This window comes from Variovorax sp. EL159, from assembly GCF_900100965.1.
GTDB lineage: Bacteria > Pseudomonadota > Gammaproteobacteria > Burkholderiales > Burkholderiaceae_C > Variovorax.
Window position 1 is genome coordinate 130,198 of sequence record NZ_FMUJ01000007.1, and the last position, 25,554, is coordinate 155,751.

21 protein-coding genes are annotated in these 25,554 nt (G+C 67.6%); 10 read left to right on the forward strand and 11 right to left on the reverse strand.

All coding sequences use genetic code 11. From position 1 onward, the window contains the following. Window positions 1–48: 48 nt before the first annotated feature. Entirely contained in the window at window positions 49–1,023 is a 975-nt protein-coding gene (locus BLQ28_RS26400; RefSeq protein ID WP_093246296.1) for a Bug family tripartite tricarboxylate transporter substrate binding protein, read from the forward strand. Further along, window positions 1,016–2,095: an NAD/NADP octopine/nopaline dehydrogenase family protein gene (locus BLQ28_RS26405; RefSeq protein ID WP_093246297.1), complete on the forward strand. Its 1,080-nt coding sequence runs from the start codon at window positions 1,016–1,018 to the stop codon at window positions 2,093–2,095. Before BLQ28_RS26400 ends, BLQ28_RS26405 begins: the two co-directional genes overlap by 8 nt. A gap of 4 nt (window positions 2,096–2,099) precedes the next feature. Here the strand turns inward: BLQ28_RS26405 and BLQ28_RS26410 are convergent, their stop codons facing one another. The 3 genes from BLQ28_RS26410 to BLQ28_RS26420 are packed head-to-tail and all read right to left on the reverse strand — an operon-like array spanning window position 2,100 to window position 4,719. Continuing rightward, window positions 2,100–2,696: a peroxidase-related enzyme gene (locus BLQ28_RS26410; protein WP_093246298.1), complete on the reverse strand. Its 597-nt coding sequence runs from the start codon at window positions 2,694–2,696 to the stop codon at window positions 2,100–2,102. After that, window positions 2,693–3,220, reverse strand: coding sequence for a CMD domain-containing protein (locus tag BLQ28_RS26415; RefSeq protein WP_093246299.1), 528 nt, complete (start codon window positions 3,218–3,220; stop codon window positions 2,693–2,695). The genes BLQ28_RS26410 and BLQ28_RS26415 overlap by 4 nt, the downstream gene beginning before the upstream one ends. Next, window positions 3,217–4,719 (reverse strand): NAD(P)-binding domain-containing protein, encoded by a 1,503-nt coding sequence (locus tag BLQ28_RS26420; protein ID WP_093246300.1) that lies wholly within the window; start codon window positions 4,717–4,719, stop codon window positions 3,217–3,219. The genes BLQ28_RS26415 and BLQ28_RS26420 overlap by 4 nt, the downstream gene beginning before the upstream one ends. A gap of 126 nt (window positions 4,720–4,845) precedes the next feature. Between BLQ28_RS26420 and BLQ28_RS26425 the strand changes: the two genes are divergently transcribed. The 6 genes from BLQ28_RS26425 to BLQ28_RS26450 all read left to right on the forward strand — a co-directional run bounded on the left by BLQ28_RS26425 (window position 4,846) and on the right by BLQ28_RS26450 (window position 16,326). Continuing rightward, window positions 4,846–6,513: an alpha-glucosidase gene (locus BLQ28_RS26425; protein WP_093246301.1), complete on the forward strand. Its 1,668-nt coding sequence runs from the start codon at window positions 4,846–4,848 to the stop codon at window positions 6,511–6,513. 5 nt (window positions 6,514–6,518) lie between these two features. Next, a complete protein-coding gene (glgB, locus tag BLQ28_RS26430; RefSeq protein WP_093246302.1) occupies window positions 6,519–8,693 on the forward strand; it encodes a 1,4-alpha-glucan branching protein GlgB in 2,175 nt (724 codons plus the stop codon). 39 nt (window positions 8,694–8,732) lie between these two features. Then, window positions 8,733–10,835: a glycogen debranching protein GlgX gene (gene glgX, locus BLQ28_RS26435; RefSeq protein ID WP_093246303.1), complete on the forward strand. Its 2,103-nt coding sequence runs from the start codon at window positions 8,733–8,735 to the stop codon at window positions 10,833–10,835. A gap of 79 nt (window positions 10,836–10,914) precedes the next feature. Continuing rightward, window positions 10,915–12,213: a glucose-1-phosphate adenylyltransferase gene (gene glgC, locus BLQ28_RS26440; RefSeq protein ID WP_093246304.1), complete on the forward strand. Its 1,299-nt coding sequence runs from the start codon at window positions 10,915–10,917 to the stop codon at window positions 12,211–12,213. 17 nt (window positions 12,214–12,230) lie between these two features. Continuing rightward, window positions 12,231–13,700 (forward strand): glycogen synthase GlgA, encoded by a 1,470-nt coding sequence (gene glgA / locus BLQ28_RS26445; RefSeq protein ID WP_093246305.1) that lies wholly within the window; start codon window positions 12,231–12,233, stop codon window positions 13,698–13,700. A gap of 142 nt (window positions 13,701–13,842) precedes the next feature. Further along, window positions 13,843–16,326, forward strand: a complete 2,484-nt coding sequence (locus BLQ28_RS26450) for a glycogen/starch/alpha-glucan phosphorylase (RefSeq protein ID WP_093246306.1) — start codon at window positions 13,843–13,845, stop codon at window positions 16,324–16,326. 129 nt (window positions 16,327–16,455) lie between these two features. Here the strand turns inward: BLQ28_RS26450 and BLQ28_RS26455 are convergent, their stop codons facing one another. From BLQ28_RS26455 to BLQ28_RS26470, 4 genes are all read right to left on the reverse strand, one after another. Then, window positions 16,456–16,926 (reverse strand): ExbD/TolR family protein, encoded by a 471-nt coding sequence (locus BLQ28_RS26455; RefSeq protein ID WP_093246307.1) that lies wholly within the window; start codon window positions 16,924–16,926, stop codon window positions 16,456–16,458. Between the two features lie 39 nt (window positions 16,927–16,965). Continuing rightward, window positions 16,966–17,661: a MotA/TolQ/ExbB proton channel family protein gene (locus tag BLQ28_RS26460; RefSeq protein ID WP_093246308.1), complete on the reverse strand. Its 696-nt coding sequence runs from the start codon at window positions 17,659–17,661 to the stop codon at window positions 16,966–16,968. Between the two features lie 31 nt (window positions 17,662–17,692). Then, window positions 17,693–18,538 (reverse strand): 4-hydroxy-tetrahydrodipicolinate reductase, encoded by an 846-nt coding sequence (dapB, locus tag BLQ28_RS26465; RefSeq protein ID WP_093246309.1) that lies wholly within the window; start codon window positions 18,536–18,538, stop codon window positions 17,693–17,695. A gap of 93 nt (window positions 18,539–18,631) precedes the next feature. Next, window positions 18,632–19,195 carry an outer membrane protein assembly factor BamE gene (locus tag BLQ28_RS26470; RefSeq protein ID WP_093246310.1) on the reverse strand — a complete coding sequence of 188 codons (564 nt, stop codon included), beginning with the start codon at window positions 19,193–19,195 and terminating at the stop codon, window positions 18,632–18,634. Between the two features lie 90 nt (window positions 19,196–19,285). Between BLQ28_RS26470 and fur the strand changes: the two genes are divergently transcribed. Further along, window positions 19,286–19,705 carry a ferric iron uptake transcriptional regulator gene (gene fur, locus BLQ28_RS26475; protein ID WP_056584276.1) on the forward strand — a complete coding sequence of 140 codons (420 nt, stop codon included), beginning with the start codon at window positions 19,286–19,288 and terminating at the stop codon, window positions 19,703–19,705. A 36-nt stretch (window positions 19,706–19,741) separates the two neighbouring features. Here fur and hprK read toward each other — a convergent pair whose 3' ends face one another. The 4 genes from hprK to BLQ28_RS26495 form a co-directional block, all read right to left on the reverse strand. Further along, window positions 19,742–20,695 (reverse strand): HPr(Ser) kinase/phosphatase, encoded by a 954-nt coding sequence (hprK, locus tag BLQ28_RS26480; protein ID WP_093246311.1) that lies wholly within the window; start codon window positions 20,693–20,695, stop codon window positions 19,742–19,744. A 99-nt stretch (window positions 20,696–20,794) separates the two neighbouring features. After that, window positions 20,795–21,262, reverse strand: coding sequence for a PTS sugar transporter subunit IIA (locus BLQ28_RS26485; RefSeq protein ID WP_093127334.1), 468 nt, complete (start codon window positions 21,260–21,262; stop codon window positions 20,795–20,797). 188 nt (window positions 21,263–21,450) lie between these two features. Further along, the gene (gene hpf, locus BLQ28_RS26490) at window positions 21,451–21,780 is read right to left on the reverse strand and encodes a ribosome hibernation-promoting factor, HPF/YfiA family (RefSeq protein ID WP_093246312.1); all 330 of its coding nucleotides are present in this window, start codon (window positions 21,778–21,780) and stop codon (window positions 21,451–21,453) included. A gap of 340 nt (window positions 21,781–22,120) precedes the next feature. Next, the gene (locus BLQ28_RS26495) at window positions 22,121–24,238 is read right to left on the reverse strand and encodes an ATP-dependent helicase (protein WP_093246313.1); all 2,118 of its coding nucleotides are present in this window, start codon (window positions 24,236–24,238) and stop codon (window positions 22,121–22,123) included. A 220-nt stretch (window positions 24,239–24,458) separates the two neighbouring features. Between BLQ28_RS26495 and corA the strand changes: the two genes are divergently transcribed. Continuing rightward, the gene (gene corA, locus BLQ28_RS26500) at window positions 24,459–25,445 is read left to right on the forward strand and encodes a magnesium/cobalt transporter CorA (protein ID WP_093246314.1); all 987 of its coding nucleotides are present in this window, start codon (window positions 24,459–24,461) and stop codon (window positions 25,443–25,445) included. Window positions 25,446–25,554: the final 109 nt, after the last annotated feature.

Genomic DNA, 25,554 nt, shown 5'->3' on the forward strand with positions numbered 1-25,554 from the left:
GCGAAAAATGCATGCTTACTCTCCCGTGATGCGGACGTAAAGAACACCATGAAACTGCGCCTGAAACACCTCGCCCTGGGCCTTGCGGCCGCCGCCGGCCTCGCCGCCACGCCCCTGTGGGCCCAGCACAACGACAAGCCCCTGCGCATCGTCGTGCCCTTCGCCTCCGGCGGCGCGCAGGACGTGATCGCCCGCTACCTGGGCGCCAAGCTCACCGACAAGCTGGGTGCGCCCGTCATCATCGACAACAAGGCCGGCGCCGGCGGCATCGTGGCCGCCGACGCGGTGGCCAAGGCGACCGACGGGGCCACCGTGCTGCTTGCCACGGGTGGCGCCATCACCATCGCGCCCCATCTGCAGGCCAAGCTGCCCTATGACCCGGTGCACGACCTCGTGCCGGTGGCCCTGGTCGGCGACACGCCCATGACGGTGTCCGTGCGCACCGAAAGCCCCTACAAGACGCTGGCCGACGTGCTGCGCGACGCCAAGGCCAAGCCCGGCCAGGTGACCTATGCCTCGACCGGCAATGGCACCGTCTCTCACCTGACGGGCGCGCTGCTGGCCCAGGCGAGCGGCGTGAACCTGCTGCACGTGCCCTACCGCGGCGCCGCGCCGGCGCTGACCGACCTGCTCGGCGGGCAGGTGGCGCTGATCGTCACCAGCGTGGCGTCGATCGAGCCGATGGTGGTCAGCGACAAGGCGCGCGTGCTCGGCACCTTCTCCCGCGTGGCGCTGCCCAGCATGGGCACGGCCCCGACCGTCGGCGAAGCGACCGGCCTGCCGGGCATGGAAGTGCCGGTCTGGGTCGGCGTGATGGCCCCCGCGCGCATGCCCGCCGCGAGTGTCGAGAAACTCTCAGCCGCGCTGGTCGAGGTGTGCAACCTGCCTGAAACGAAGCAGCGCTTTGCGCAGTTGGGCGCGGTCAATACCTGCGGCAATGCGGCGGCGCTGGGCAAGGTGATCACCGAGGACAGCCAACGCTGGGCCAAGGTCATCAAACAGGGCAGCATCAAAGTTGACTGAGACCACGACGAAGATTCACCGGGTCGGCATCGCAGGCACCGGCGCCATCGCGCTCGCCAGTGCGGCCTGGCTGCGCCACGCCGGCCACGCCGTCACGCTCTGGTCGCCGGGCGGCCAGGGTGCCGAGGCCCTGCGCACGCAAGAGTTGGAAGCCAGCGGCGTCCAGCCCTGCAGCGTGACGGTCGAGGTGGCCGACGACCCGGCGCAGCTGTGCCACGCGTCCGACGTGCTGCTGCTCGCCCTGCCCGTCAACGGCCACCGGCACGTGATGGATGCGCTGCTGCCCTTCATTCGCGACGGCCAGACGGTCATCGTCAGCTCGATGGCGTCGCTTTCATCGCTCTATCTCTGCGAAAGCGCCCGGCGCGCCGGCAAGCGGGTGACCGTCGCCAGTTTCGGCACGACCGTGCTGACCGCGCGCCGCGCATCCGGCACGCAGGTCAAGGTGATGACGCGGCGCAAGGCCGTCGGGGTGTCCGCCCTGCCGGTCGCGCACGTCGGGCAGGCGGTGGCGCTGTGTACCGAGCTGTTCGGCGACGGTTTCTTCGCGCAGGAGAGCACGTTGGCCAGCGCCCTGGCCAACGTCAACCCGCAATCGCATGGCCCGCTCGCGGTCTTCAACTGGACGCGCATCGAGCGCGCCGAGAACTGGCCGCAGTACCACTGCATGACGCCGGGCGTGTCCCGTGCGATCGAGGCGCTCGACCTGGAGCGGCGCGCCGTGGCGCGGGCCTTCGGCATCGAACTCGGCCCCATCGAGGAGCACTTCGCGCGCTCCTTCGGCACCGCATCGACGCGGCTCGAGGACATCGCGGCCGAGCTGCACGCCAAGCGCGGCGGCCCGCCCGGCCCGGTCGATACCGGCACCCGCTACGTGACCGAAGACATGCCCTACGGCCTCGTGTTCATCGAAGCGCTGGGCGCGATCGCCGGCGTGCCGACGCCCGCCACGCGCACCATCGTCGACGCCGCCTCGCTGGTCAACGGCATCGACTTCCGGCGCGAGAACGACCTGCTGGCGCCGCTGGGCCTGGCCAACGAAACCGTCGCCGGGCTGCTCGGCCGCCTGTAGCGACCTACGCCGCGGCGTCCGCCGGGAAGACCGGCTCGCCGAGGTTGAGCATCAGCCGGTTGGCCCAGGCGAACAGCGCCACCGAGTGGATCAGGTCGAGAATTTCCAGCTCGTTCAGCCCGACCTCTTTCAGTGCGCGGATGTCTTCGGCCGACACCTGGTCCGGCGCGGTGCCCAGCCGGGCCGAGAACGCGACGATGGCCTTCTCGCGCGGCGTGGTGCCGGCGGAGGCCGGCTCCTCGAACACCTGCGAAATCACATCGTTGCGCTTGGCCAGTTGCTCGAAGCGCTGCGCATGCACCGAGGCGCAATACACGCAGCCGTTGACGCGCGATTCCACCGTGGCGCCCAGCTCGCGCTCGGCGCGCGGCATGCCGCCCGGCGCGAACATGATCGCGTTGAAGGCAATGGAGCGCTGCAGCAAGATCTCGGGCTGGTGCGCGAGCACCAGGAAATACGGCGAGGTGCGCGCCTGCGGGCTCATCTCGTCCAACGCCGCGAGCTGACCCGCACTGGCGGTGCCGACATTCACCATGTCGAGCCACGGCTTCCAGCTCAACACCTCGGTGGTGAAGCCCTTGATGCGGATCGGGAGCGTCATGCCGACACCTCCGCGGCGGCCAGCGCCTTCAGTCCCGCAACGACGCGGACCTGGTAGGAGAGAAAGGCGATCAGTTGGCTCAGCGCCACGAGAGCTGGCGTCGACAGGCCATGCGCCGCCAGCGCGTCGATGGCCGCGCGGTCGCCTTCGATCGGCCGCTCGATCAGCTTGCCCGTGAAGAGCAGCATCGCGCGCAATCGCGCATCGGCGAGCGAGGCGATCTCGCCACGCTCCACCGCGTTGGCCACGGCGGCATCCGCGCGTTCGGCATCAAGTTCCTCGCGGTAGTGCGCGGCAAGATTCGCCGCCTTCGAGACGCGGCAGGCATGCAGCGCGACCAGCAGGCGCTCGGTGCGCGAGAGGCCCTCGACCTTGTGCGAGAACATGGCGTCATAGCTGCTCTGGGTGGCGGACACGACCTTCTCGCGCTGCTGTCGCAATGCCCAGGTCGGTTGGTTCGCGGAAAGGGGAACGACGTGGTCAACCACATCGATGGCCGGCAACTGCACGGCAGGGTTCGTCATGCGGGGTCCTTGGAAGAAGACGGGGAAGAAATTGAAGAGGCTTGCCCGGCACCCCGCTCGCCGGGCGGCAGCGCCGGCACCCACTCGTCGCCGAACAGTTCCGGCTCGCTGTAGGCCTCGAGGTTGGCGAAGTGGTGGTCGAAGTCTTCGCGGTAGAACAGGCTGGCGATGCCACTGGCGAGCCGCTTGGCACCTTCGCTGATGGCAGGAATGTCGCCCGACACCGTGCCGTGCGACAGCGCCGCCGGGTAGCAGAAGCAATGGATGCGATCGAGCCCCGGGCACTCACCCGGCACACGCTGCTGGAATTCGAAGACCGGCCCGAGGTCGGGCGAGTCGGCCAGTTCCTGGTCTTCGTCGCCGGGGGCGGGCACGAAGCGGTCGCTCCAGGTCCGCACGTGGGAGGCGATGCCGTCGAACTCGGGGCGATGGGCCCAGTCGACCTTGAAGCCGGTCGAGACGATCAAAAAGTCGAACACGAAGTCGCCCTTGGGCGTCGACACGCGCATGGCCTCGCCCTCGGGCGCGACCGACAGGATCGGGCAGCCGAAGTTGAAGAAGGCGTTCGGATGCCCCGACACCCGCAGCGTGCTGCCGTGCGGCGGCGGCACGTTCGCCACGTTGATGTAGTGGCGGATGCGCCACTTCAGTTCATCGGGCAGGTCGTAGTGGCCCTGCGTGAGCCCCGGCACGCCGGCACCCTTGCCCTTGTTGACGCGCGGCAGGTCGGGCCGGCGGATCAGCAGCTCGACGCTGTGCGCGCCAGCTTCCAGCGCGGTGCCCGCGCTGTCCATGGCCGAGGAGCCCGCGCCGACCACGCCCACGCGCAGGCCGCGCAACTGGCCGTAGCCCATCTCGTCCGATGAATGCGCCCACTTCGAACGCGGCAGTGCATTCACGAAAGCCGGAATGGCCGGCCCGCCAAGACCGTCGCGGCCGGTGGCGAGGACGACACGGCGTGCCAGCACGCTGCGTGGACCTTCCGGCGTGCGCAGGTCGAGGCGAACGGACGTCGCATCGGGCAACGGGTGAATGCCGGTAACAGCCGTGTCGTTGCGCACGTCCACGCCCATCACGCGGCGATACCAGACCAGGTAGTCCATCCACTGCAGGCGCGGGATCTTGTCCATGGCCGTCCAGGCTTCGAGGCCGAACTGGGCCTCGAACCATGCGCGGAAGGTCAGCGCGGGCAGGCCCAGCGCCGGACCGGTCAACTCCTTGGGCGAGCGCAGCGTCTCCATGCGCGCCGTGGTCGCCCACGGGCCTTCGTTGCCGGCGGGCGAACGGTCGAACACCACGGCGCGAATGCCCTGCTGCGCCAGCGCCACCGATGCGGCCAGGCCGGCCTGGCCGCCGCCGATGATCGCCACGTCGAGCGCCGTCTCGCCTTCCACCTGCCGGGCGGGCATCCATTGGCGGCCGGGAAAACCGAGGTATTCGAGGTCCTGGGCGAGCCGCGCTTCGAGCGCGGCGAGGGAAGAAGCGGAATCTGATGTCATTTTGAAAAGCGGAAACGGCGCCCAGTGTAGAAAGCTTCGCGGGCCGCCAGGCCGCATGCGCCTGCAAGCCCGTACCACTGGCCCGAATCTCGCATGCCACAATGAATTCCGACCACAGGGGCAGGCATGAGCATGAGCAGCAGCAACGGCGAATGGTGGCGTGGCGCGGTGATCTACCAGATCTATCCACGCAGCTTCATGGACAGCAATGGCGACGGCATCGGCGACCTGCCCGGCATCACCGCCCGGCTCGACCACGTGGCCAGCCTCGGGGTCGACGCGATCTGGGTCTCGCCCTTTTTCCGCTCCCCCATGAAGGACTTCGGCTACGACGTGGCCGACTACCGCGCGGTCGACCCGATGTTCGGCACGCTGGCCGACTTCGACGCGATGCTGGCGCGCATGCATTCACTGGGCCTCAAGCTCGTCATCGACCAGGTGCTGTCGCACACCTCCGACCAGCACGCGTGGTTCGTCGAAAGCCGCGCGAGCCGCGACAACCCCAAGGCCGACTGGTACGTGTGGGCCGACCCCAGGCCCGACGGCACGCCGCCCAACAACTGGCTGTCGGTGTTCGGCGGCTCGGCCTGGCAATGGGATTCGCGCCGGCGGCAGTACTACCTGCACAGCTTTCTCACCGAGCAGCCCGACCTCAACTTCCACTGCCCCGCCGTGCAGGACGCCCTGCTGGGCGAGGTGCGCTTCTGGTGCGAGCGCGGCGTGGACGGCTTTCGCTTCGACGCCTGCAACCACCAGTTCCATGACGCGCTGCTGCGCGACAACCCGCCGGCCTCGGTCGAATCGCAGGGCGAGGTCAGCACGGTGCGCGTCGACAACCCCTATGCGATGCAGCAGCACCTGCATGACAAGAGCCAGCCCGAGAACCTGCTGTTTCTCGAACGCCTGCGCCGCTTGCTCGACGGCTACGGCGCAGTGGCGCTGGGCGAGGTCGGCGACGAGAATGCGCCGCCCGTCATGGCGCAGTACACGGCGCGCGACAAACGCCTGCACCTGGCCTACAGCTTCAGCCTGCTGACGGCCGATCACAGCGCCAGGCACCTGCGCCATCAGGTCGAGGCGCTCGACCATGCCCTGGCGGCCACCGACGGCTGGGGCTGCTGGGCGCTGTCGAACCACGACGTGCCGCGCGTCGCCACGCGATGGAGCGACGGCGGCCCACCCGACACGCGGCGCGACCGCCTTTGGCTCGCACTGCTGCTGATGCTGCGCGGCAGCGCCAGCATCTACCAGGGCGAAGAACTGGGCCTGCCCGAAGCCGAAGTGCCCTTCGAGTTGCTGCAAGACCCGTACGGCCGCGCCTTCTGGCCCGAGTTCAAGGGCCGCGACGGTTGCCGCACGCCCATGCCCTGGACGGCGGAAGCGCCCCACGGCGGCTTCACCACCGGCACGCCCTGGCTGCCGGTGTACGGCCCGCACCTGCCGCTGGCGGTCGAGCAACAGGCCGGCGATGCGGCCTCGATGCTGGCCTTCAGCCGGGCGCTGCTGCACTGGCGCCGCACGCAGCCGCTGCTGCGCACGGGGCGCATCGCGTTCCTCGATGCGCCCGAACAGGTGTTGCGGTTCGAGCGGCGCGACGGCAACCGGTCGATGCAGGCGATCTTCAATCTGAAGAACGTGCCGGTGTCGATGCCGCTGTCCGCTGAGCTCGCGCCTCTGGCCGGCCACCCGCTGGCATCGACCGCCACCGTGCAGACGCAGGGCGAAAAGCGCATGCTGGTGCTGGCGCCCTACGGCGTCTTCCTCGGTGAACCTGCCGGCGAAGGACAAGTCTGACCACCATGCCCCCGAAGCTGCTGTTGCCCGAATCCGAAGTCCGCGCGCTGATGCGCGCCGAACATGGCGATCCCTTCGCCGTGCTGGGCCCCCACGAGACGCGCGAAGGCCTGGTGGTGCGCGCCCTGATGCCCGGCGCGCAAAGCGTGGCGGTGATGCATTCGCGCACCGGCTGGCCGCTGGCGATGCTCACCCGGCAAGAAGGCTCCGACGTGTTCGGCGGACTGGTACCGGCCGCCGAAGCCCGGCTGGGCTATTCGTTCCAGGTCGACTGGGGCACGCACAGCTCGCGGCTGCAGGACCCGTACCGCTTTGCGTTCGTGCTCGGCGACACCGACGTGTGGCTGCTGGCCGAGGGCACGCACCTGCGGCCCTGGGAGCGACTGGGCGCGCACCTGCGCGAGATGGACGGCGTCAAGGGCGTGGCCTTCGCGGTCTGGGCGCCGAATGCGCGGCGGGTGTCGGTGGTGGGCGACTTCAACAACTGGGACGGCCGGCGCCACATGATGCGGCTGCGCCGCGAGTGCGGCGTGTGGGAGATCTTTGCACCGCACGTGGCCACCGGCGACGCCTACGAGTTCGAGATTCTCTCGGCGCACGGCGAGGTGCTGCGCAAGGCCGATCCCTTCGCGTTCTCGTCGCAGCTGCGCCCCGGCACCGCGTGCGTGGTCGCGCCCCTGCCGGCGCCGGTGGCCATGCCCGAAGGGCGCGCGCAGGCCAACGAACGCCACGCGCCGATCAGCATCTACGAAGTGCACCTGGGCTCATGGCGCCGTAAGAACGGCCACGAATGGCTCGACTACCGCGAGCTGGCCGACACGCTGGTGCCCTACGCACGCGACATGGGCTTCACGCACATCGAGCTGCTGCCGGTCAGCGAGCACCCCTTCGACGGGTCGTGGGGCTACCAGCCGATCGGCCTGTATGCGCCGACATCGCGCTTTGGCACGCCGGGCGACTTCCGGCATTTCGTCGAAGCGGCGCATGCCGCGGGGCTGGGCGTGATCCTCGACTGGGTGCCCGCGCACTTTCCCACCGATGCGCACGGCCTGGGCCGCTTCGACGGCACGGCGCTGTACGAGTACGCCGACCCGCGCGAGGGCTTCCACAACGACTGGCAGACGCTGATCTTCAACTACGCGCGCACGGAGGTGCGCAACTACCTGGTCGGCAACGCGCTGTACTGGCTGGAGCGCTATGGCGTCGATGGGCTGCGGGTCGATGCGGTGGCCTCGATGCTGTACCGCGACTACAGCCGCAAATCGGGCGAGTGGATACCGAATTCGAGCGGCGGGCGCGAGAACCTGGAGGCCATCGACTTCCTGCGCCGCATGAACCGCGTGGTGGGCACGGAGCGGCCGGGCGCGGTGACGCTGGCCGAAGAGTCGACGAGCTTCCCCGGCGTGACGCGGCCGCCCGAAGATGGCGGACTGGGCTTTCACTACAAATGGAACATGGGCTGGATGAACGACACGCTGGCGTATGCGGGCACCGACCCGGTGTATCGCAAGCACCATCACCAGCAGATCACCTTCGGCCTGATGTACGCGCACAGCGAGAACTTCGTGCTGCCGCTCTCGCACGACGAGGTGGTGCACGGCAAGGGCTCGATGATCGGGCGGATGCCGGGCGACGAGTGGCAGAAATTCGCGGGGCTGCGCAACCTGTACGGCTATCTCTGGGCGTATCCGGGAAAGAAGCTGCTGTTCATGGGGGGCGAGTTCGCGCAGTACGCGGAATGGGATGCCGACCGCAGCCTCGACTGGCATCTGCTGGAGCACGCGCCGCATCAAGGCGTTCGGCGGCTGGTGCGCGACCTGAACAACGTGTACCGCTACTTTCCCGCGCTGCACGAGCTGGACAACGAGGCCGCGGGGTTCGAGTGGATCGTGCATGACGATGCGGACCAGTCGGTGTTCGCCTTTGTCCGGCGTGCGCGCGATGGTTCGTTCGTGATCGCCGTGTGCAACTTCACGCCTTTGCCCCGGCATTCGTACCGGCTGGGGGTTCCCGTGGCGGGGACCTATCGCGAGATCATCAATACGGATGGCGACGTGTATGGCGGAAGCGGCGTCGGCAACGGGATCGTCGAGAGCGCGGCCGTGCCCTGGCATGGGAAGGCGGATTCGATTTCGGTGAGCGTGCCGCCGCTGGGAACCGTGATGTGGGTGCTCGTTTGATGTGGGCGCGCAGGTGTCCTGTTCCTTCGCGTTTGGATCATGCTGAGTAGCGGCTCGCCCTTTCCTCTTGGTGCGTCGCTGTCCTCGGGCGGCGTCAACTTCGCGCTGGTTGCGCCCAATGCGGAGGCTGTCGAGCTCTGCCTCTTCGATGGCGCGGGGCAGAACGAACAACAACGCCTTCGGCTGCCGGCGTGCACCGATGGGGTCTGGCATGGGCTGCTGCCCAGCGGGCGGGCCGGGCTGGTCTACGGGTATCGCGTGCATGGCCCGTGGGCGCCGCATGAAGGGCAACGCTTCAATCCGGCGAAGCTGCTGCTCGATCCGTATGCGCGGGAGATCGTGGGGCGCTACGACGGAAGCGCGCTGTTCCTGGGGCATGACCCCGTCCGGCCGGACCAGCGGGATGCGCGGGACAACGGCGCCATTGCGCTCAAGGGACGCGTGACGGCGGCCACAAGCACGACGACGACGCCGCCAGGCCATGCGCGCATCGCAGCCGGCGAGCGCGTGCTCTGCGAGCTGCACGTTCGCGGCCAGACGCGGTTGCATCCGGGCGTGCCGGCCGCGCTGCGCGGCACCTATGCCGGCCTGGCCGAGCCTGCGGTGCTCGACCACCTGCAGCGCCTTGGCGTCACCACGCTGAGCCTCATGCCGGTGCAGCATCGCGCCGACGAGCAACGGCTGCTGGCGATGGGCCTCGCCAACTACTGGGGCTACAACACCATCGGCTGGTTCGCACCTGAGGCGCGCTACTGGAGCGGCCGCCCAGGCACCACGCCCGCGAGCGAGTTCCGCGCGATGGCCGATGCGGTGCATGCGCGCGGCATGGAGCTGGTGATCGATGTGGTCTACAACCACAGCGCCGAGAGCGACGAGCTCGGCCCCACGCTGTCGCTGCGCGGCATCGACAACGCCCTGTATTACCACCTGCGCGAAGACGACCGCGCGCTCTACGAGAACTGGGCGGGCACCGGCAACTGCCTGAACCTGGGCGAGCCCCGCGTGCTGCAACTGGTGATGGACAGCCTGCGCTTCTGGGCCTGCGAGATGGGCGTCGATGGCTTTCGCTTCGACCTTGCGCCGGTGCTGGGGCGCCACGCGGCCACGGGCTTCGATCCGCGTGCGCCGTTCTTCGCGGCGATCGCGCAGGACCCGGTGCTGTCGCGCACGCTGCTGATCGCGGAGCCGTGGGACATCGGCCCCGGCGGTTATCGCCTCGGCGAATTCCCGCCAGGCTGGCTCGAATGGAACGACCGTTACCGCGACACGCAGCGCGGCTTCTGGCTGCGGCAGGGGCGCGGCGACGCGGCGGGCCTCGGCGACTTCGCGTACCGCTTCACGGCCTCGAGCGTGCAGTTCGCGCACCATGGCCGCGCGCCGACCGCCAGCGTCAACTTCATCACCGCGCACGACGGCTTCACGCTGCGCGATCTCGTGAGTTTCGAAGAGCGCCACAACCTTGCCAACGGCGAGAACAACCGCGACGGCCACGCCCACAACCTGAGCAACAACTGCGGCGTCGAAGGCGCGAGCGACGACCCAACGGTGCTGGCGCTGCGCCTTCGCCTGCGGCGCGCGTTGCTGGCGACGCTGATGCTTTCGCAAGGCACGCCGATGCTGCTGGCAGGCGACGAACTGGGCCACAGCCAGCAAGGCAACAACAACGCCTATTGCCAGGACAACGAGACCACCTGGCTGGCGTGGATCGGCACGTCCGACCCGGCCAGCGACGCCGCGCAGATGAGCGCCTTCGTGGCCCGGCTCGCGGCCCTGCGCCGCGAAGCGCCCGCCTTGCGCAGCACGCATTGGTGGCCCGCCGAGCCGCCGCAGGGAACCACACCGGGCATCCGCTGGCTTCGCCCCGATGGCGCGCCGATGACGCCGGACGACTGGCGGCTGGGCACGGCCCTTGCAATCCTTTTCAGGCATGCGGCAACGAACGGCAACAACGACAACAACACACAGGGCGCGTGGCTGGTGATGCTGAACGCCGGTGCGCAGACGGTGTCGTTCCAGTTGCCCGAGGGCACCTGGCACGCCTGCCTCGCCACCGACCCGCAGTGCGATGCGGGCGGTGCGCCACAGGCGCTCGACGGTACGGCACAAGTGCCTTTTTCGAGCCTGCTGATTGCAAGAACGTAGAAGCCAGCCTCTCGCCGCGGTGCTAGTCTCGATGCAGAAACTCTGACGACGGATTCCAACGAACGAACGGAGACACAGGATGGACAAGCAGCTCACCACGCAGGAACCCCTGCAGGCTCATCAACTGGTCCGCCGCACCATCGCCCTGGTGCTGGCCGGTGGCCGAGGCTCCCGCCTCAAGCAGCTGACCGACCGGCGCGCCAAGCCGGCCGTGTACTTCGGCGGCAAGTTCCGCATCATCGATTTCGCGCTGTCGAACTGCCTGAACTCCGGCATCCGGCGCATGGCGGTGGTCACGCAGTACAAGTCGCACTCGCTCATGCGCCACCTGCAGCGCGGCTGGAGCTTCCTGCGGGCCGAGCTCAACGAAATGGTCGACGTGCTGCCCGCGCAGCAGCGCGTGGGCGACGAGCACTGGTACCGCGGCACGGCCGACGCGGTGTTCCAGAACCTGGACATCATCCAGACCCGCTCCACGAGGCACGACTACGTGGTGGTGCTGGCCGGCGACCACATCTACAAGATGGACTACTCGATCATGGTCAAGGACCATGCCGAGCGCGGTTTGGGCTGCACGGTCGGCTGCATCGAGGTGCCGCGCATGGAAGCCACGGCCTTCGGTGTGATGGCGATCGACGACGGACGGCAGATCACGGCCTTTCTCGAAAAGCCGGCCGACCCGCCCGCCATGCCCGGCCACCCCGACCTGGCGCTGGCGAGCATGGGCATCTACGTGTTCGACTCCGAATACCTCTACCAACTGCTCGAAGAAGACAGCGTCAACCCCGATTCGAGCCACGACTTCGGCAAGGACATCATTCCGCGCGCCGTGGCGCAGGGGCGCGCGCTGGCGCATCCCTTCACGATGTCATGCGTCACGCGGGCTTCTCGCGGGCCGGGCGCCAAGGCCTACTGGCGGGACGTGGGCACGATTGATGCATTCTGGGCAGCCAACCTCGACCTGGCCTCGATCACCCCGGAGCTCGACATCTATGACACCGACTGGCCCATCTGGACCTACCAGCGGCAGCTGCCACCGGCCAAGTTCGTGCTCGACCGCGAGGGCAAGCACGGCATGACGGTCAACACCATCGTGTCGGGCGGCTGCATCGTCTCGGGCTCCAAGGTCAGCAGCTCGGTGCTGTTCTCGGGCGTGCGCATCCATTCCTTCTGCGAGATCAACGAGGCCGTGCTGCTGCCCGACGTGGAAGTCGGCCGTGGCGCCCGCCTTCACCGCGTGGTGATCGACCGCGCCTGCGTGATCCCCGACGAGATGGTGATCGGCGAAGACGCCGAGGCCGATGCCGCGCGCTTCGAGCGCACCGAAAACGGCGTGGTGCTGGTCACGCGCGAAATGTTGAAACGACTGGCTGCCTGAGGCCGCGACGACCCACGATGCGAATCCTCCAGGTCAGCGCCGAAATCTTTCCCCTCCTCAAGACCGGCGGCCTGGCGGACATCGCCGGCGCCCTGCCCATCGCGCTCATGGCCGCGGGGCAAGACGCACGGGTGCTGCTGCCGGGCTTTCCGGCCATCGTGGCCGGCGTGCGCGACCTGGTGCCGCTGGCCGAATTCACGGCCCCGTGGGGCGAACGCTTCGGCCTGCGCGCGGGGCACATCGCGATCGATGGCGCGCCCCCGATCCCGGCCTACGTGATCGACGCGCCGGCACTCTACGACCGGCCCGGCAATCCCTACGAAGACACGACACGCCAGCCCTACAGCGACAACCACCGCCGCTTCGCCCTGCTCGGCTGGGCGGCGGCACAGCTTGCACAGGGGCTCGACCCGCACTGGCAGCCCGAGGTGGTGCACGCGCACGACTGGCATGCGGCGCTGGCCCCCGCGTACCTGGCCTTTGCGCGGCAGGCAGGCGGGCCGCGCGTGGGCAGCGTGTTCACCGTGCACAACCTGGCCTACCAGGGCGTGTTCGCGCCCTGGCACTTTGCCGAGCTGGGCCTGCCGGCCTCCGCATTCCACATGAACGGGCTCGAATACCACGGGCAGGTGTCGTTCATGAAGGGCGGCCTCTACTTCGCCGACCGGCTGACCACGGTGAGCCCGACCTACGCGCTGGAGATCCAGACGGCCGAACAGGGCTGCGGCCTCGACGGCCTGTTGCGCCAACGCAGCGGCGTGCTCAGCGGCATCCTCAACGCGGTCGACGACCAGGTCTGGAACCCCTCCACCGACGCCGCGCTGGTGCAGGGCTATCACACGCCCGAAGGCCGCCACATGGCGGGCAAGGCGCGCTGCAAGTCCGTGCTGCAGCACCAGCTCGGCCTGGCCGAGCGGCCGGATGCGCCGCTGTTCATCGTCGTGAGCCGGCTCACCGAGCAGAAGGGCCTGCACCTGGTGCTTGGCGGCCTTGATGCGCTGCTCGCGCAGGGCGGCCAGCTGGCGTTGCTGGGCAGCGGCGAGGCCTGGCTCGAAGAAGCATTCCGCCAGCGCGCGGCCGCCGCGCCGCAATCGATCAGCGTCACCATCGGCTACAACGAAACGCTCGCGCACCAGCTCTTCGGCGCCGGCGACGTGACGCTCGTGCCATCGCTCTTCGAGCCCTGCGGCCTCACGCAGATGTACGGCCTGAAGTACGGCAGCCTGCCGCTGGTGCGCCGCGTGGGCGGGCTGGCCGACACGGTGGTCGACAGCACGCTCGAAGACATGGCCAGCGGCGAGGCCACCGGTTTCGTGTTCGATCATTTCGACGATGCCGACTACGCACGCGCCCTGCGCCGCGCCTTCGCGCTCTACGACCGCGCGCCCGACTGGCGCCGCGTGCGCGGCAACGCGATGCGTCGGCCGGCCGACTGGGGCACGGCGGCGGCGCAATACATCGACGTCTACCGGCGGAGCATGAAATGACCCCCGGCCTTCGCGCACTTCGCGTCGCTGCGCCAACGCCCTTGCAGGGGGCAATACCTACGGCCCGGCAAAACCGGTTCCACGGTGTTCCCGCGAAGCCCCCTCGACTGCCAACCTGATCACTCACACCAGAGCGCCCACCATGACGATCAAAGACTTCGCCTACGACCACCCCGACCGCGACGTCGCGGCCTTCAAGCGCGCGGTGGCCAACAAGCTGATCTACGCGGTCGGCAAGGACCCGGTCGCCGCCAGCCAGGACGACTGGCTCAATGCCACCTCGCAGGCCGTGCGCGACCAACTGGTCGAGCGCTGGATGATGACCACGCGCGCCAACTACGCGCAGGACCTGAAGCGCGTCTACTACCTCTCGATGGAGTTTTTGATCGGGCGCACCTTCACCAACGCGCTGCTGGCGGTCGACCTCTACGACACGGTGCGCGAGGCGCTGGCCGACTTCGGCGTCGACATGTCGGCGCTGGCCGAGCGCGAGCCCGACGCGGCGCTGGGCAACGGCGGCCTGGGCCGGCTCGCGGCCTGTTTTCTCGATTCGATGGCCACGCTGGGCGTGCCGGGCATGGGCTACGGCATCCGTTATGAATACGGCATGTTCCGCCAGCGCATCGTCAACGGCCAGCAGGTGGAAACACCCGACTACTGGCTCACGCGCGGCAACCCGTGGGAGTTCCAGCGGCCCGAGGTCAACTACCGCGTGCGCTTCGGCGGCCATGTACAAAAGCGCGAGGGCACCAACGCACCTTACGGCGCGGCCGACTGGGTCGACACGCACGATGTGCTGGCCGTGGCCTACGACACCATCATTCCGGGCTACGGCACGCAGGCCACCAACACGCTGCGGCTGTGGTCGGCGCGTGCCACCGAAGAGATCGACCTCTCGGCCTTCAACCGCGGCAACTACATGGGCGCGGTGGAAAGCAAGAACCAGTCGGAGAACGTCTCGCGCGTGCTCTACCCCGACGACTCCACGCCTTCGGGCCGCGAGCTGCGGCTGCACCAGGAGTATTTTTTCTGCAGCGCGAGCGTGCAGGACCTGCTGCGCCGCTACCTGCGCAACCACAAGACCTTCGACCAGCTCTCCGAGAAGGTCAGCATCCATCTGAACGACACGCACCCGGTGCTCGCGGTGCCCGAGCTGATGCGCCTGCTGCTCGACGAGCACGGCCTGGCGTGGGACGTGGCCTGGGCGCACACGCAGAAGGTGTTCAGCTACACCAACCACACGCTGATGCACGAGGCGCTGGAGACCTGGCCGGTCGAGATGCTGGGCCGCATATTGCCGCGGCATCTGCAGATCATCTACGACATCAACGCGAAGTTTCTTGCCACGGTGACGCAGAAGCTGGGCAACGACGTCGAGCTGATGCGCCGGCTGTCGCTGGTTGACGAAGCGGGCGAGCGGCGCGTGCGCATGGCCTATGTGGCGGTGCTGGCGAGCCATTCGATCAACGGCGTGTCGGGGCTGCATTCGGAGCTGATGAAGCAGTCGATCTTCTCGGATTTCGCGAAGATCTTTCCCGAGCGCTTCAACAACAAGACCAACGGCGTCACGCCGCGTCGCTGGCTGGCGCAGGCCAACCCGCCGCTGGCCGCGCTGCTCGACCAGCGCATCGGCAAGGGCTGGCGGCGCGACCTGTCGCAGCTCGAAGCGCTCAGGCCCATGGCCGCGCAGCCGGCCTTCGTGCGCGCGTTTCGCCATGCCAAGCGCGAGAACAAGCTGCGGCTGGCCAACTGGGTCGAGCAGCACCTGAAGGTCGACATCGACACGGACGCGATGTTCGACGTACAGGTCAAGCGCATCCACGAATACAAGCGGCAGCTGCTCAACGTGCTGCACGTGGTGGCGCGCTACCACCGCATCCTCGATGCGCACGCGGCTGGCACGCCGATCGACATCGTGCCCCGCGTGGTGGTGTTCGCGGGCAAGGCGGCCTCGGCCTACGCCATGGCCAAGCTGGTGATCCGGCTCATCAACGACGTGGCGGACACCATCAACGCCGACACGCGCGTGGGCAAGCTGCTGAAGGTGGTGTTCTTGCCGAACTACAGCGTGAGCCTGGCCGAGGTCATCATGCCGGCGGCCGATCTGTCGGAGCAGATTTCCACCGCGGGCACAGAGGCCTCGGGCACCGGCAACATGAAGTTCGCGCTGAATGGCGCGCTCACCATCGGCACGTTGGACGGCGCCAATGTGGAGATGCGCGAGAACGTGGGGCCGGAGAACATCTTCATCTTCGGCAACACGACGCCGGAGGTGGCGGACATCCGTGCGCGGGGCTACCAGCCGCGCGACATCTACGAAGAGAACGCGGAGCTCAAGCGCGTGCTCGATGCGATCCGCGACGGCGCGTTCTCGGCGGGCGAGCCCGCGCGCTACCAGGGCATCTACGACGCGCTGGTGAACTGGGGCGACCACTATTTGCTGCTGGCGGACTATGCGAGCTACGTGGCGAAGCAGGCCGAGGTGGATGCGCTGTACCGCGACTCGGATGCGTGGACGCGGATGGCTGTGCTGAACGTGGCGGGGATGGGCGCGTTTTCATCGGACCGCACGATTGCGCAGTACGCGCATGAGATCTGGCATACCAAGCCGGTGGTGCTGGGTTGAATCTGCGGTATTTCTCCCTCCCCTCCCGGGGGAGGGCTGGGGTGGGGGCAAGCGGCGCTCATTGAGGGCGCTCTGCCCGCCCCCAACCCAACCTTCCCCCAGAGGGGGAAGGAGCAAGACAAGGCAGGGTCAGCGCGGCTTCTGCGGCGCCGCTTCGGCCTCGGTCACGAATCCGATGCGGCTCAGTCCCGCCTTGTTCGCAATGCCCATCAGCGTGACCACCTTGCCATAAGGCACGGTCTGGTCCGCGCGCAACTGCACCTCGGTGTCCTTGCTGTCGGCGGCAGCCTTCTCAAGCCGCGTCGCCAGTTCCTCGTCGGTCACGGGCTGGTCGTTGAGAAACACCTTGCCCGAGGCATCGACGGAAAGGCTCACGAACTTGGGCGCGTCGTTGGGCTGGCCCGCATCGGTCTGCGGCAGGTCGAGCTTGATCGAGCTGGCCATCAGCGGCGCCGTGATGATGAAGATCACCAGCAGCACCAGCATCACGTCGACCAGCGGCGTCACGTTGATGTCGGACAGCGGCCGCTGCGCGCCCGCGCCCATCGCACGCCCACCGCCGCCAGCGCTGCTGCCCAGGGAAGTGCGACCGAAGGCCATGGTGTTCTGCGTGGGTTGTTGTGTCTTGCCGGGGGCAGGTCAGACCGGCATCGGCCGCGCGGGCGGCGGCGCGGCCGGCTTCGGGGCTTCACCGAAGCTGCCGAGCAGGTCGTGCGCGAAGCCTTCGAGCTCGGCCTCGATGCGGCCGATGACGCGGCCAAACACGTTGTAGGCCAGCACGGCCGGAATGGCGACCGCCAGGCCGAAGGCCGTCATGACCAGCGCCTCGCCGACCGGGCCCGCCACCTTGTCGATGGTGAAGCCGCCGGTCTGGCCCGCGATGCCCGACAACGCGCCATAGATGCCCCAGACCGTGCCCAGCAGCCCGACGAAGGGGGCGGTGGCGCCGACCGTGGCAAGAAGAATCTGGCCGGCCTGCAGGCGCCGCAGCGCGGCGTGCAGCGCATCGCGCAGGACGCGGGTCAGCCGCTGGTTGCGGTCGACCGTGGCACCCAGCGTGCCGTCGGGTGCGCCGCCCGCCACGCTCCGGATGGCCGACACGGCGGGCGACACCAGCGTCGCGCGGTCGAAGGCCTTGAGCTTCTGCTCGGCGTCGGCGAGCGTGGACGACTGCCAGAACGCGGCGATGCTGCGCAGCACGTCGCGCGTGCCGCCGCGCAGCAACCAGGCCTTCCAGAGAATCACGACCCAGCTCGAGATCGACATCGCCAGCAGCAGCGCGGCCACCGCGCGGCTGACGCCGTCGCCGTGGGCCAGGAGATCCAGAACGCTCATCGGCGGTCCTTTGTCGGGCGTTTTGCGCGGATCAGCGCAGGCCGAGCACGTCGTACATGTCGAACAGGCCCGACTTCCGGCCCGCCAGGAAACGCACCGCGCGCAGGGCGCCCTGCGCATAGGTGACGCGGCTCGACGACTTGTGGGTGATCTCGATGCGCTCGCCGATGCCGGCGAACAGCACGGTGTGGTCGCCCACGATGTCGCCACCGCGGATGGCCGAGAAGCCGATGGTCGAAGGGTCGCGCTCGCCCGTGATGCCTTCGCGGGCATAGACGGCGCATTCCTTCAGGTCGCGGCCCAGGGCGTCGGCGATCACTTCGCCCATCTTGAGCGCGGTGCCCGAGGGCGCGTCGACCTTGTGGCGATGGTGCGCCTCGATGATCTCGATGTCGTAGCCGGTGGCCATCGCCTTGGCCGCCATTTCGAGCAGCTTGAAGGTGACGTTGACACCCACGCTCATGTTGGGCGCCATCATGATCGCGACGTCCTTGGCGATCTCGGCGATCTCGGCCTTTTGCGCGTCGCTGAAGCCGGTGGTGCCGATCACGGCCTGCACGCCCAGTTCGCGGCAGACCGCCAGGTGCGCCAGCGTGCCTTCGGGGCGGGTGAAGTCGATCAGCACCTGCGCGTCTTTCAGGCCGGTGCGCAGGTCGGAGACGATGGACACGCCGCTGTCGAAGCCCAGGAAGGCGCCGGCATCGGTGCCGAGGGCCGGGTTGCCAGCGATGTCGAGCGCGCCGGCGAGGCGGCAGTCGGGCGCATTGCGCACGGCCTCGATCAGCATGTGGCCCATGCGGCCCGAAGCCCCGGCGATCGCGATGCGGTGCGATGCGGGGGCGGAAGAAGAGAAGGAAGAGGAAATGGATTCAGTCACGCGGATTCAGTCTTCAGAATGGCCACTGGGATACATGGACACGGGACGGACGCCGCCTGACTCGGCGGGCGCCGCCCGCTGCTGCTGGTGCGCTCAGCGCGTGGCTTCGAGCGGGGGGTAGGCTGCGGGCAGCGGCGGCAGGTTGGCCGAAGCGGCGCCATCGGCCTTGTCGCTCTTGTCGTCCTTGGCGGGCGCGTATTTCTTCAGCGCGTCTTCGGAGGCTTCGAGCGGCGGCACCTTGCCGGTTTTTTTGCGGGTGTCGAGCGTGGCGACGAAGTCTTCTTCGCTGGGCATTTCGTCGCCCTCGAAGCGGTCCATCAGTTCGCCGTTGAAGAACACGGTCAGGTGGCGCTCTTGCGGGTCGACGCCCTGGCGGCGGATCGTGAAGACGTAGTCCCAGCGGTTGGCATGGAACACGTCGCTCAGCAGCGAAGTGCCGAGAACTTCACGCACCTGCTGGCGGGACATGCCGGGCTTGAGCGCCGCGACCTGTTCCTTCGACACGAAATTGCCCTGCACCACTTCGACTTTGTAAGGGGTGATGGCCGACAGTGCGCCACGCGTGCTATCGCTGAAACTGCTGCAGGCACCCAGGAGAAGCGTCGCGGTGACGGCAGCAACCAGCAGCCAGGGACGGCGTTGGAGAATGGCAGGCATGGGAGGAAAGGGGGGTAGCGATATGATCGGCCATTGTAGCGGCTGACCCTTTTCAGGGCCTTTGCCGCAGCCCCGGGCGCAGGAACCAACATGGCCAATATCGACGAACTCAAGAACACCGGCCTGAAGGCCACATTGCCACGCCTGAAGATTCTTGAAATCTTCCAGACCGGCAGCCAGCGGCACATGACGGCCGAAGACGTGTTTCGCGTGCTGCTGAACGAGCATTCCGACATCGGCCTGGCCACGGTGTACCGGGTGCTGACGCAGTTCGAGCAGGCCGGCATCCTCGAGCGCAGCCATTTCGAGAGCGGCAAGGCGGTCTACGAACTGAACGAAGGCACGCACCACGACCACCTGATCTGCACCTCGTGCGGCAAGGTCGAGGAGTTCTACGACGCCGAGATCGAACGCCGCCAGCAGATGATCGCCAAGGACAAGGGCTGGATCCTGCAGGACCACGCCATGTCGCTCTACGGCCTTTGCGGCGACTGTGTAAAGAAGCGCTGATTCAGGGGGCGCTCCGGCGCTCCCGGCAGGCCGTACTCAGTCCTGCCCGGTTTCCATCGCCTTGTGGTGGCGCGCCACGAAGTCCGCATAGGTGTCGATGCCCCGCAGCTGCAGGATCGAGTTGCGCACGGCCGCCTCGACCAGCACGGCGATGTTCCGCCCCGCCACCACCTGGATGATGACCTTGCGCACCGGAATGCCCAGCACGTCCTGGGTGAGCGGCGCCGAAGGCATGCGCTCGTAGTCGCGCTCGAAGCTGTCGCGCCGCACGAGGTGCACGATGAGCTTCAGGCGCATCTTCCGGCGCACCGCCGTCTCGCCGAAGATCGCGCGGATGTCCAGCAGGCCGATGCCGCGCACTTCCAGCAGGTTCAGCAGCAGGTCGGGGCAGCGCCCTTCGATGGTGTTCTGGTTGATGCGGTACAGGTCGACCGCGTCGTCGGCCACGAGGCCGTTGCCGCGCGAGATCAGCTCCAGGCCCAGCTCGCTCTTGCCCAGGCCCGATTCGCCCGTGATCATCACGCCCATGCCCAGGATGTCCATGAACACGCCGTGCATCGAGGTGCGTTCGGCGAAGTGCTTGGACAGGTAGGCGCGCAGCAGGTCGATCACGAAGGCCGACGATTCGCGCGTGGCAAACAGCGGCAGTTGGGCGCGCTCGCAGATCGACAGCAGCTCGTCGGGCGCCGCCTGGCCGTCGGCCAGCACCAGCATCGGCGGCTCCAGCGTGACGATGCGGGCGATGCGGCGGGCGCAGTCTTCGAGGCTGCCGCGCGTCAGGTAGGCCACCTCGCGGGCGCCCAGGATCTGCACGCGGTACGGGTGGATGTAGTTGAGGTAACCGACCAGGTCGGCAGCCGACTGGGCGCGGCTGATGACTTCGGGGTCGAACTGGCGCTCCGAGGCACCGAGCCCGGCGAGCCATTCCCAGCGGAGCGACCCACGGAACTCCTCGAACATGGCATCGGCGCTGATGACGGTCGGCTTCATGCGTTCAGGAGGCGGCGCTCACACGCCGGCATTTTCTTGTGATGGACGAAGGCAGCAGCAGCGCAGCTTATCAGCAGCTGCGAGTGCCAACGCATGCGCTCAGGCGACTTGGGTGGATTGCCAGCCGGCGATGAGGCCGTGGAGCGCGGCGGCATCGGTGCTGGACTTGATCTGTTCGCGCAGGCTGGCATCGCTCAGCAGCTCGGCGATTTCAGAGAGGATTTCGAGGTGCTTCTGCGTGGCCGCTTCGGGCACCAGCAGGAAGATCAGCAGTGCCACAGGCTGTTCGTCGGGGGCGTCGAAGCCGATCGGGTTGGCCAGCTGGAACACGGCGGCCATCGGTGCCTTCAGGCCCTTGATGCGGCCATGCGGAATGGCGACACCATGGCCCAGACCGGTGGAGCCGAGGCGCTCGCGCGCAAACAGGCTGTCGGTGATGAGGGCACGGCCCAGACCGTGAAGGCTTTCGAACAGCAGGCCGGCTTCTTCAAAAGCGCGTTTTTTGCTGGTGGCGTCAACGCTCACGAGCACTTGAGCGGGCGGCAGGATGGACGCGAGGCGATTCATGGTGGGTGCAGAGCGGGGGCGATTATGCACCCGCTTGGTAAAAACCCCCAGTCCCCCTATTTACTTTTTGTCTACATGTTGCCCAGAGGCCTCGTACGCCTCGAAGGGACTTGCAAAGCCCCACCACAACAGTCGGAAAACAAAAGGCCGCCCGAAGGCGGCCTGTGGCGTGAACCCTGGGGTCTTGCTTACATCAAGCGCTTGGGTGCCGAATGATGATGGTCCTGCAGGCGGTCCTTGTGGCGCACCACCTGGCGGTCGAGCTTGTCGACCAGCTCATCGACCGCGGCATAAAGATCAGCGTGGCTCGATTCCGCGAACATGTCATTGCCCTTGACGTGGATGTTGCATTCCGCCCTTTGGCGGCGTTCCTTTTCCTTCTGCTTTTCCACCGTGAGGATCACCTTGACATCGACGACCTGGTCGAAATGTCGGGTGATCCGGTCCAGCTTGCTCGTGACGTAAGTGCGCAAGGCAGGCGTGACGTCGAGGTGATGACCGCTGATCGTCAGATTCATGAATGACCTCCTGGAATTGACGTTGGGGGAAATGACCCCGCTCCGGAATGAAGCGTGGCCGGCGAAACCAATGAATCGGGGTGAATCGAGAGGAAGAGAAAGAGGGGGAAGAAGAGAGGGGAAAGAAGAGGAAAGAGGGGAAGGTCGATTCACTATGCCCAAGCTGTCACGGTATTGCAATACCCGAGTTGCCCGGGGGTGCGAGGCGCTCGAAACGCCTCATGATCCGCTATTCAATCCATAGCGGACAACGTCAGCGGGACAGCCGCTGCGGCGCTTTGAAAGGAAGTGTTTTCACCCGCGCGCCGCGGTGACCCTGCCGCCCGCAGGGCCAGCCGCTTCAGCGCCAGGCGGCGCGCATGCGGTTGCGCAGGTCGATCACGGCGGCCGGTGGCGGCACCGCCGGGGGCAGCACCGGCGCAGGCGGCCAGGTCTGCTGCTCGAAGCCCGCGAGATCGGCATCCGGAATGAAGCGCGTGCGGTTGGCGTACAGGTGCCGGTCGCCGCGCACGGCCTGTTGCGTGATGTGGAAGCGCTGCGGCACCAGCAGGTGCAGATGGTCGCGCGCCCGCGTCATCGCCACGTAGAGCAGGCGGCGCTCTTCTTCCAGTTCTTGCGCGCTCTGCACCACGTCGGCCGGCATGCAACCGTCGACGACGTTGAGCACGTGCACCGAACGCCACTCCTGTCCCTTCGCCGAATGGATGGTCGAGAGGATCAGGTAGTCCTCGTCGAGCAGCGGCGGCCCCGGGCGATCGCTCGTGGCTTCGGGCGGATCAAGCGTGAGTTCGGTGAGAAAGCTCTCGCGAGAGCCGTAGCCCGCCGCGAGCCGTGCGAGCTGCTCGATGTCGGCACGGCGCACGCCGGAGGTGTCTTCATAGAGACGCTCCAGGTGCGGCAGGTACCAGTCCATCGCCAGTTCCACATCGGCCGGCCACGTCAGCGAAGGCGCACGCAGCGCGGCATAGGCCTTGGCGAAGTCGTTCCATTGCGCGCGCGCCGCGGACGGCGGCACGAAATCGCGCACGGCCGCCGCGGGGTCGGCCGCCTTGTCCATCGCATCGAGCAGCCGCGTGCCGGTGGCCGGCCCGATGCCCGGTATCAGCTGCGTCACGCGAAAGCCCGCCATGCGTCCGCGCGGATTCTGGGCAAAGCGCAGCACCGCGAGCAGGTCTTTCACATGCGAGGCCTCCAGGAACTTGAGGCCGCCGAATTTCACGAACGGGATGTTGCGCCGCGCCAGTTCGAGTTCGAGTGCCGCGCTGTGCGTCGAGGTGCGAAACAGCACCGCTTGCGACTTGAGCGCCAGCCCGCCCTCGCGATGCGCCAGCACCTTGTCGGCCACCCAGCGCGCCTGCCCGGCCTCGTCGGGCACGAGCACCAGCAAGGGCTTGCCGGCCGAGGGCTTGTCAGTCCAGAGCGTCTTGGCGTGCCGCTCGGCCGCATGCGCGATCACGCGGTTCGACGCGTCGAGGATCGGCTGCGTCGAGCGGTAGTTGCGCTCCAGCGTGACCACGCGCGCGGCCTGCGTGAACTGCGAGGGAAAGTCGAGGATGTTGCGCACCGTCGCGCCGCGAAACGAATAGATCGATTGCGCGTCGTCCCCCACCACCGTCACGCCGCGCCCGTCGGGCTTGAGCGCCAGCAGGATCGACGCCTGCAGCAGGTTGGTGTCCTGGTACTCGTCGACCAGCACGTGGTCGAAGCGCGCGCCGATCTGCGCGGCCAGTGCGGGCTCGGCGGCCATCTCGGCCCAGTAGAGCAGCAGGTCGTCGTAGTCGAGCACGTTCTGCTGCTGCTTGGCTTCCACGTAGGCGCCGAACAATTTCTTGAGCTCGGCCTCCCACTCGTCGCACCAGGGGAAGGAGGTCTTCAGCACCTCGGCCAGCGGCGCGCGGGTGTTGACGCAGCGCGAGTAGATCGACAGGCAGGTCCCCTTGCGCGGAAAGCGGTTCACCGTTGCCGAGAGGCCCAGCTCGTGCCGCACCAGCCCCATCAGGTCTTCGGCATCGCCCCGGTCGTGGATGGTGAAGTTTTCGTCCAGGCCGATCTGCGCGGCGTACTCGCGCAGCAGCCGCGCGCCGATGCCGTGGAAGGTGCCGGCCCATGGCAACGCAGGCGGCACCGCCGAGGACAAGCCCAGCACCTGCGTCAGCACCTGGCCCGCGCGGCGCCCCATTTCCTGCGCGGCACGGCGCGAGAAGGTCAGCAGCAACAGGCGTTGCGGATCGACGCCCCCTGCGATCAGGTGCGCCACCCGGTGTGCCAGCGTGCTGGTCTTGCCGGAGCCTGCGCCTGCAATCACGAGCAGCGGACGGTGGTCGTCGCCCACGGCCGCGCCCACGCCGTGCTCGACCGCCGCGCGCTGCGCCTCGTTGAGCGTTGCCAGCGCCGCGGCCAGGCGTTCGGACTGGCTCGTTGCGGCGGCGGAAAAAACAGGAAGCGCAGCGGTCTGCATGGGCAGGACTTTACTGTATGCCCGTCCAGTCCGACCTCGATGCAGCCCCATGGCCAGTGACATAATCGCGCCTCGCTGCAAATGGAGACTCCCCCATGGAAACCGCCCCGTCTCGGCAGCTTTCAACTCCCTTTCTGACGGCCTGATCGCTCACGTCGGGCCCGGGAATTGAAAGCGCCCCTCCCTCGCCCATCGTTCAGTCATCCCCGGGAGTGAGCCCATGCTCAACATCTTTACGCTCGCCAACGGCCGCCTTGTCCAGGAAGAGATCGAGGCCCTCGAAGAGCTCTCCAAGTTCAGGCCGATCTGGGTCGACCTCGAATCGCCCACGCTCGAAGAAAAGCGCTGGATCAAGCAGTACTACGGCCTCTCGATCCCCGAAGACGCGATGGACGAGGACATCGAGGAGTCGGCCCGCTTCTACGAAGAAGACAACGGCGAGCTGCACATCCGCTCCGACTTCCTGATCGACGACGACGAGAACCCGCGCACGGTGCGCGTCGCCTTCATCCTCAACCAGCACAACACCGACCTGCGCAGCCGCGGCGTGCTGTTCTCGATCCACGACGAAGACGTGCCCGTGTTTCGCCTGCTGCGCATGCGCGCGCGCCGCGCGCCGGGGCTGATCGAAGACGCCAAGGAAGTGATGCTCAAGCTGTTCGACGCCGACGCCGAGTACTCGGCCGACACGCTGGAGAACATCTACGACGAACTCGAAGTGGCCGGCAAGAAAGTGCTGTCGGGCAACGTCAGCGACGAACTGGCCGGCGAGGTGCTCGGCGCCATCGCGCGGCAGGAAGACTTGAACGGCCGCATCCGCCGCAACGTGATGGACACGCGCCGCGCGGTCAGCTTCATGATGCGCAGCAAGATGCTCAACGCCGAGCAGTTCGAAGAAGCGCGGCAGATCCTGCGCGACATCGAATCGCTGGACAACCACACGGCGTTCCTCTTCGACAAGATCAACTTCCTGATGGATGCGACCGTCGGTTTCATCAACATCAACCAGAACAAGACCATCAAGATCTTCTCGGTGGCCAGCGTTGCGCTGCTGCCGCCCACGCTGATCGCGAGCATCTACGGCATGAACTTCAAGTTCATGCCCGAGCTGGACTGGGCCATGGGCTACCCCTATGCCATCGTGCTGATGGCGGCCAGCGCGCTGGTGCCGATGTGGTATTTCCGCCGGCGCGGCTGGCTGAAGTAACGCAACGCCCGCGCTGCCGCGCTGCCGCGCTGCCGCACTGTCGCACTGCCATAGCGCGCGCGGTGCCGGGGCCGGATACCGGGTGCTAGAGTCGCTCACAGCAGGCGCC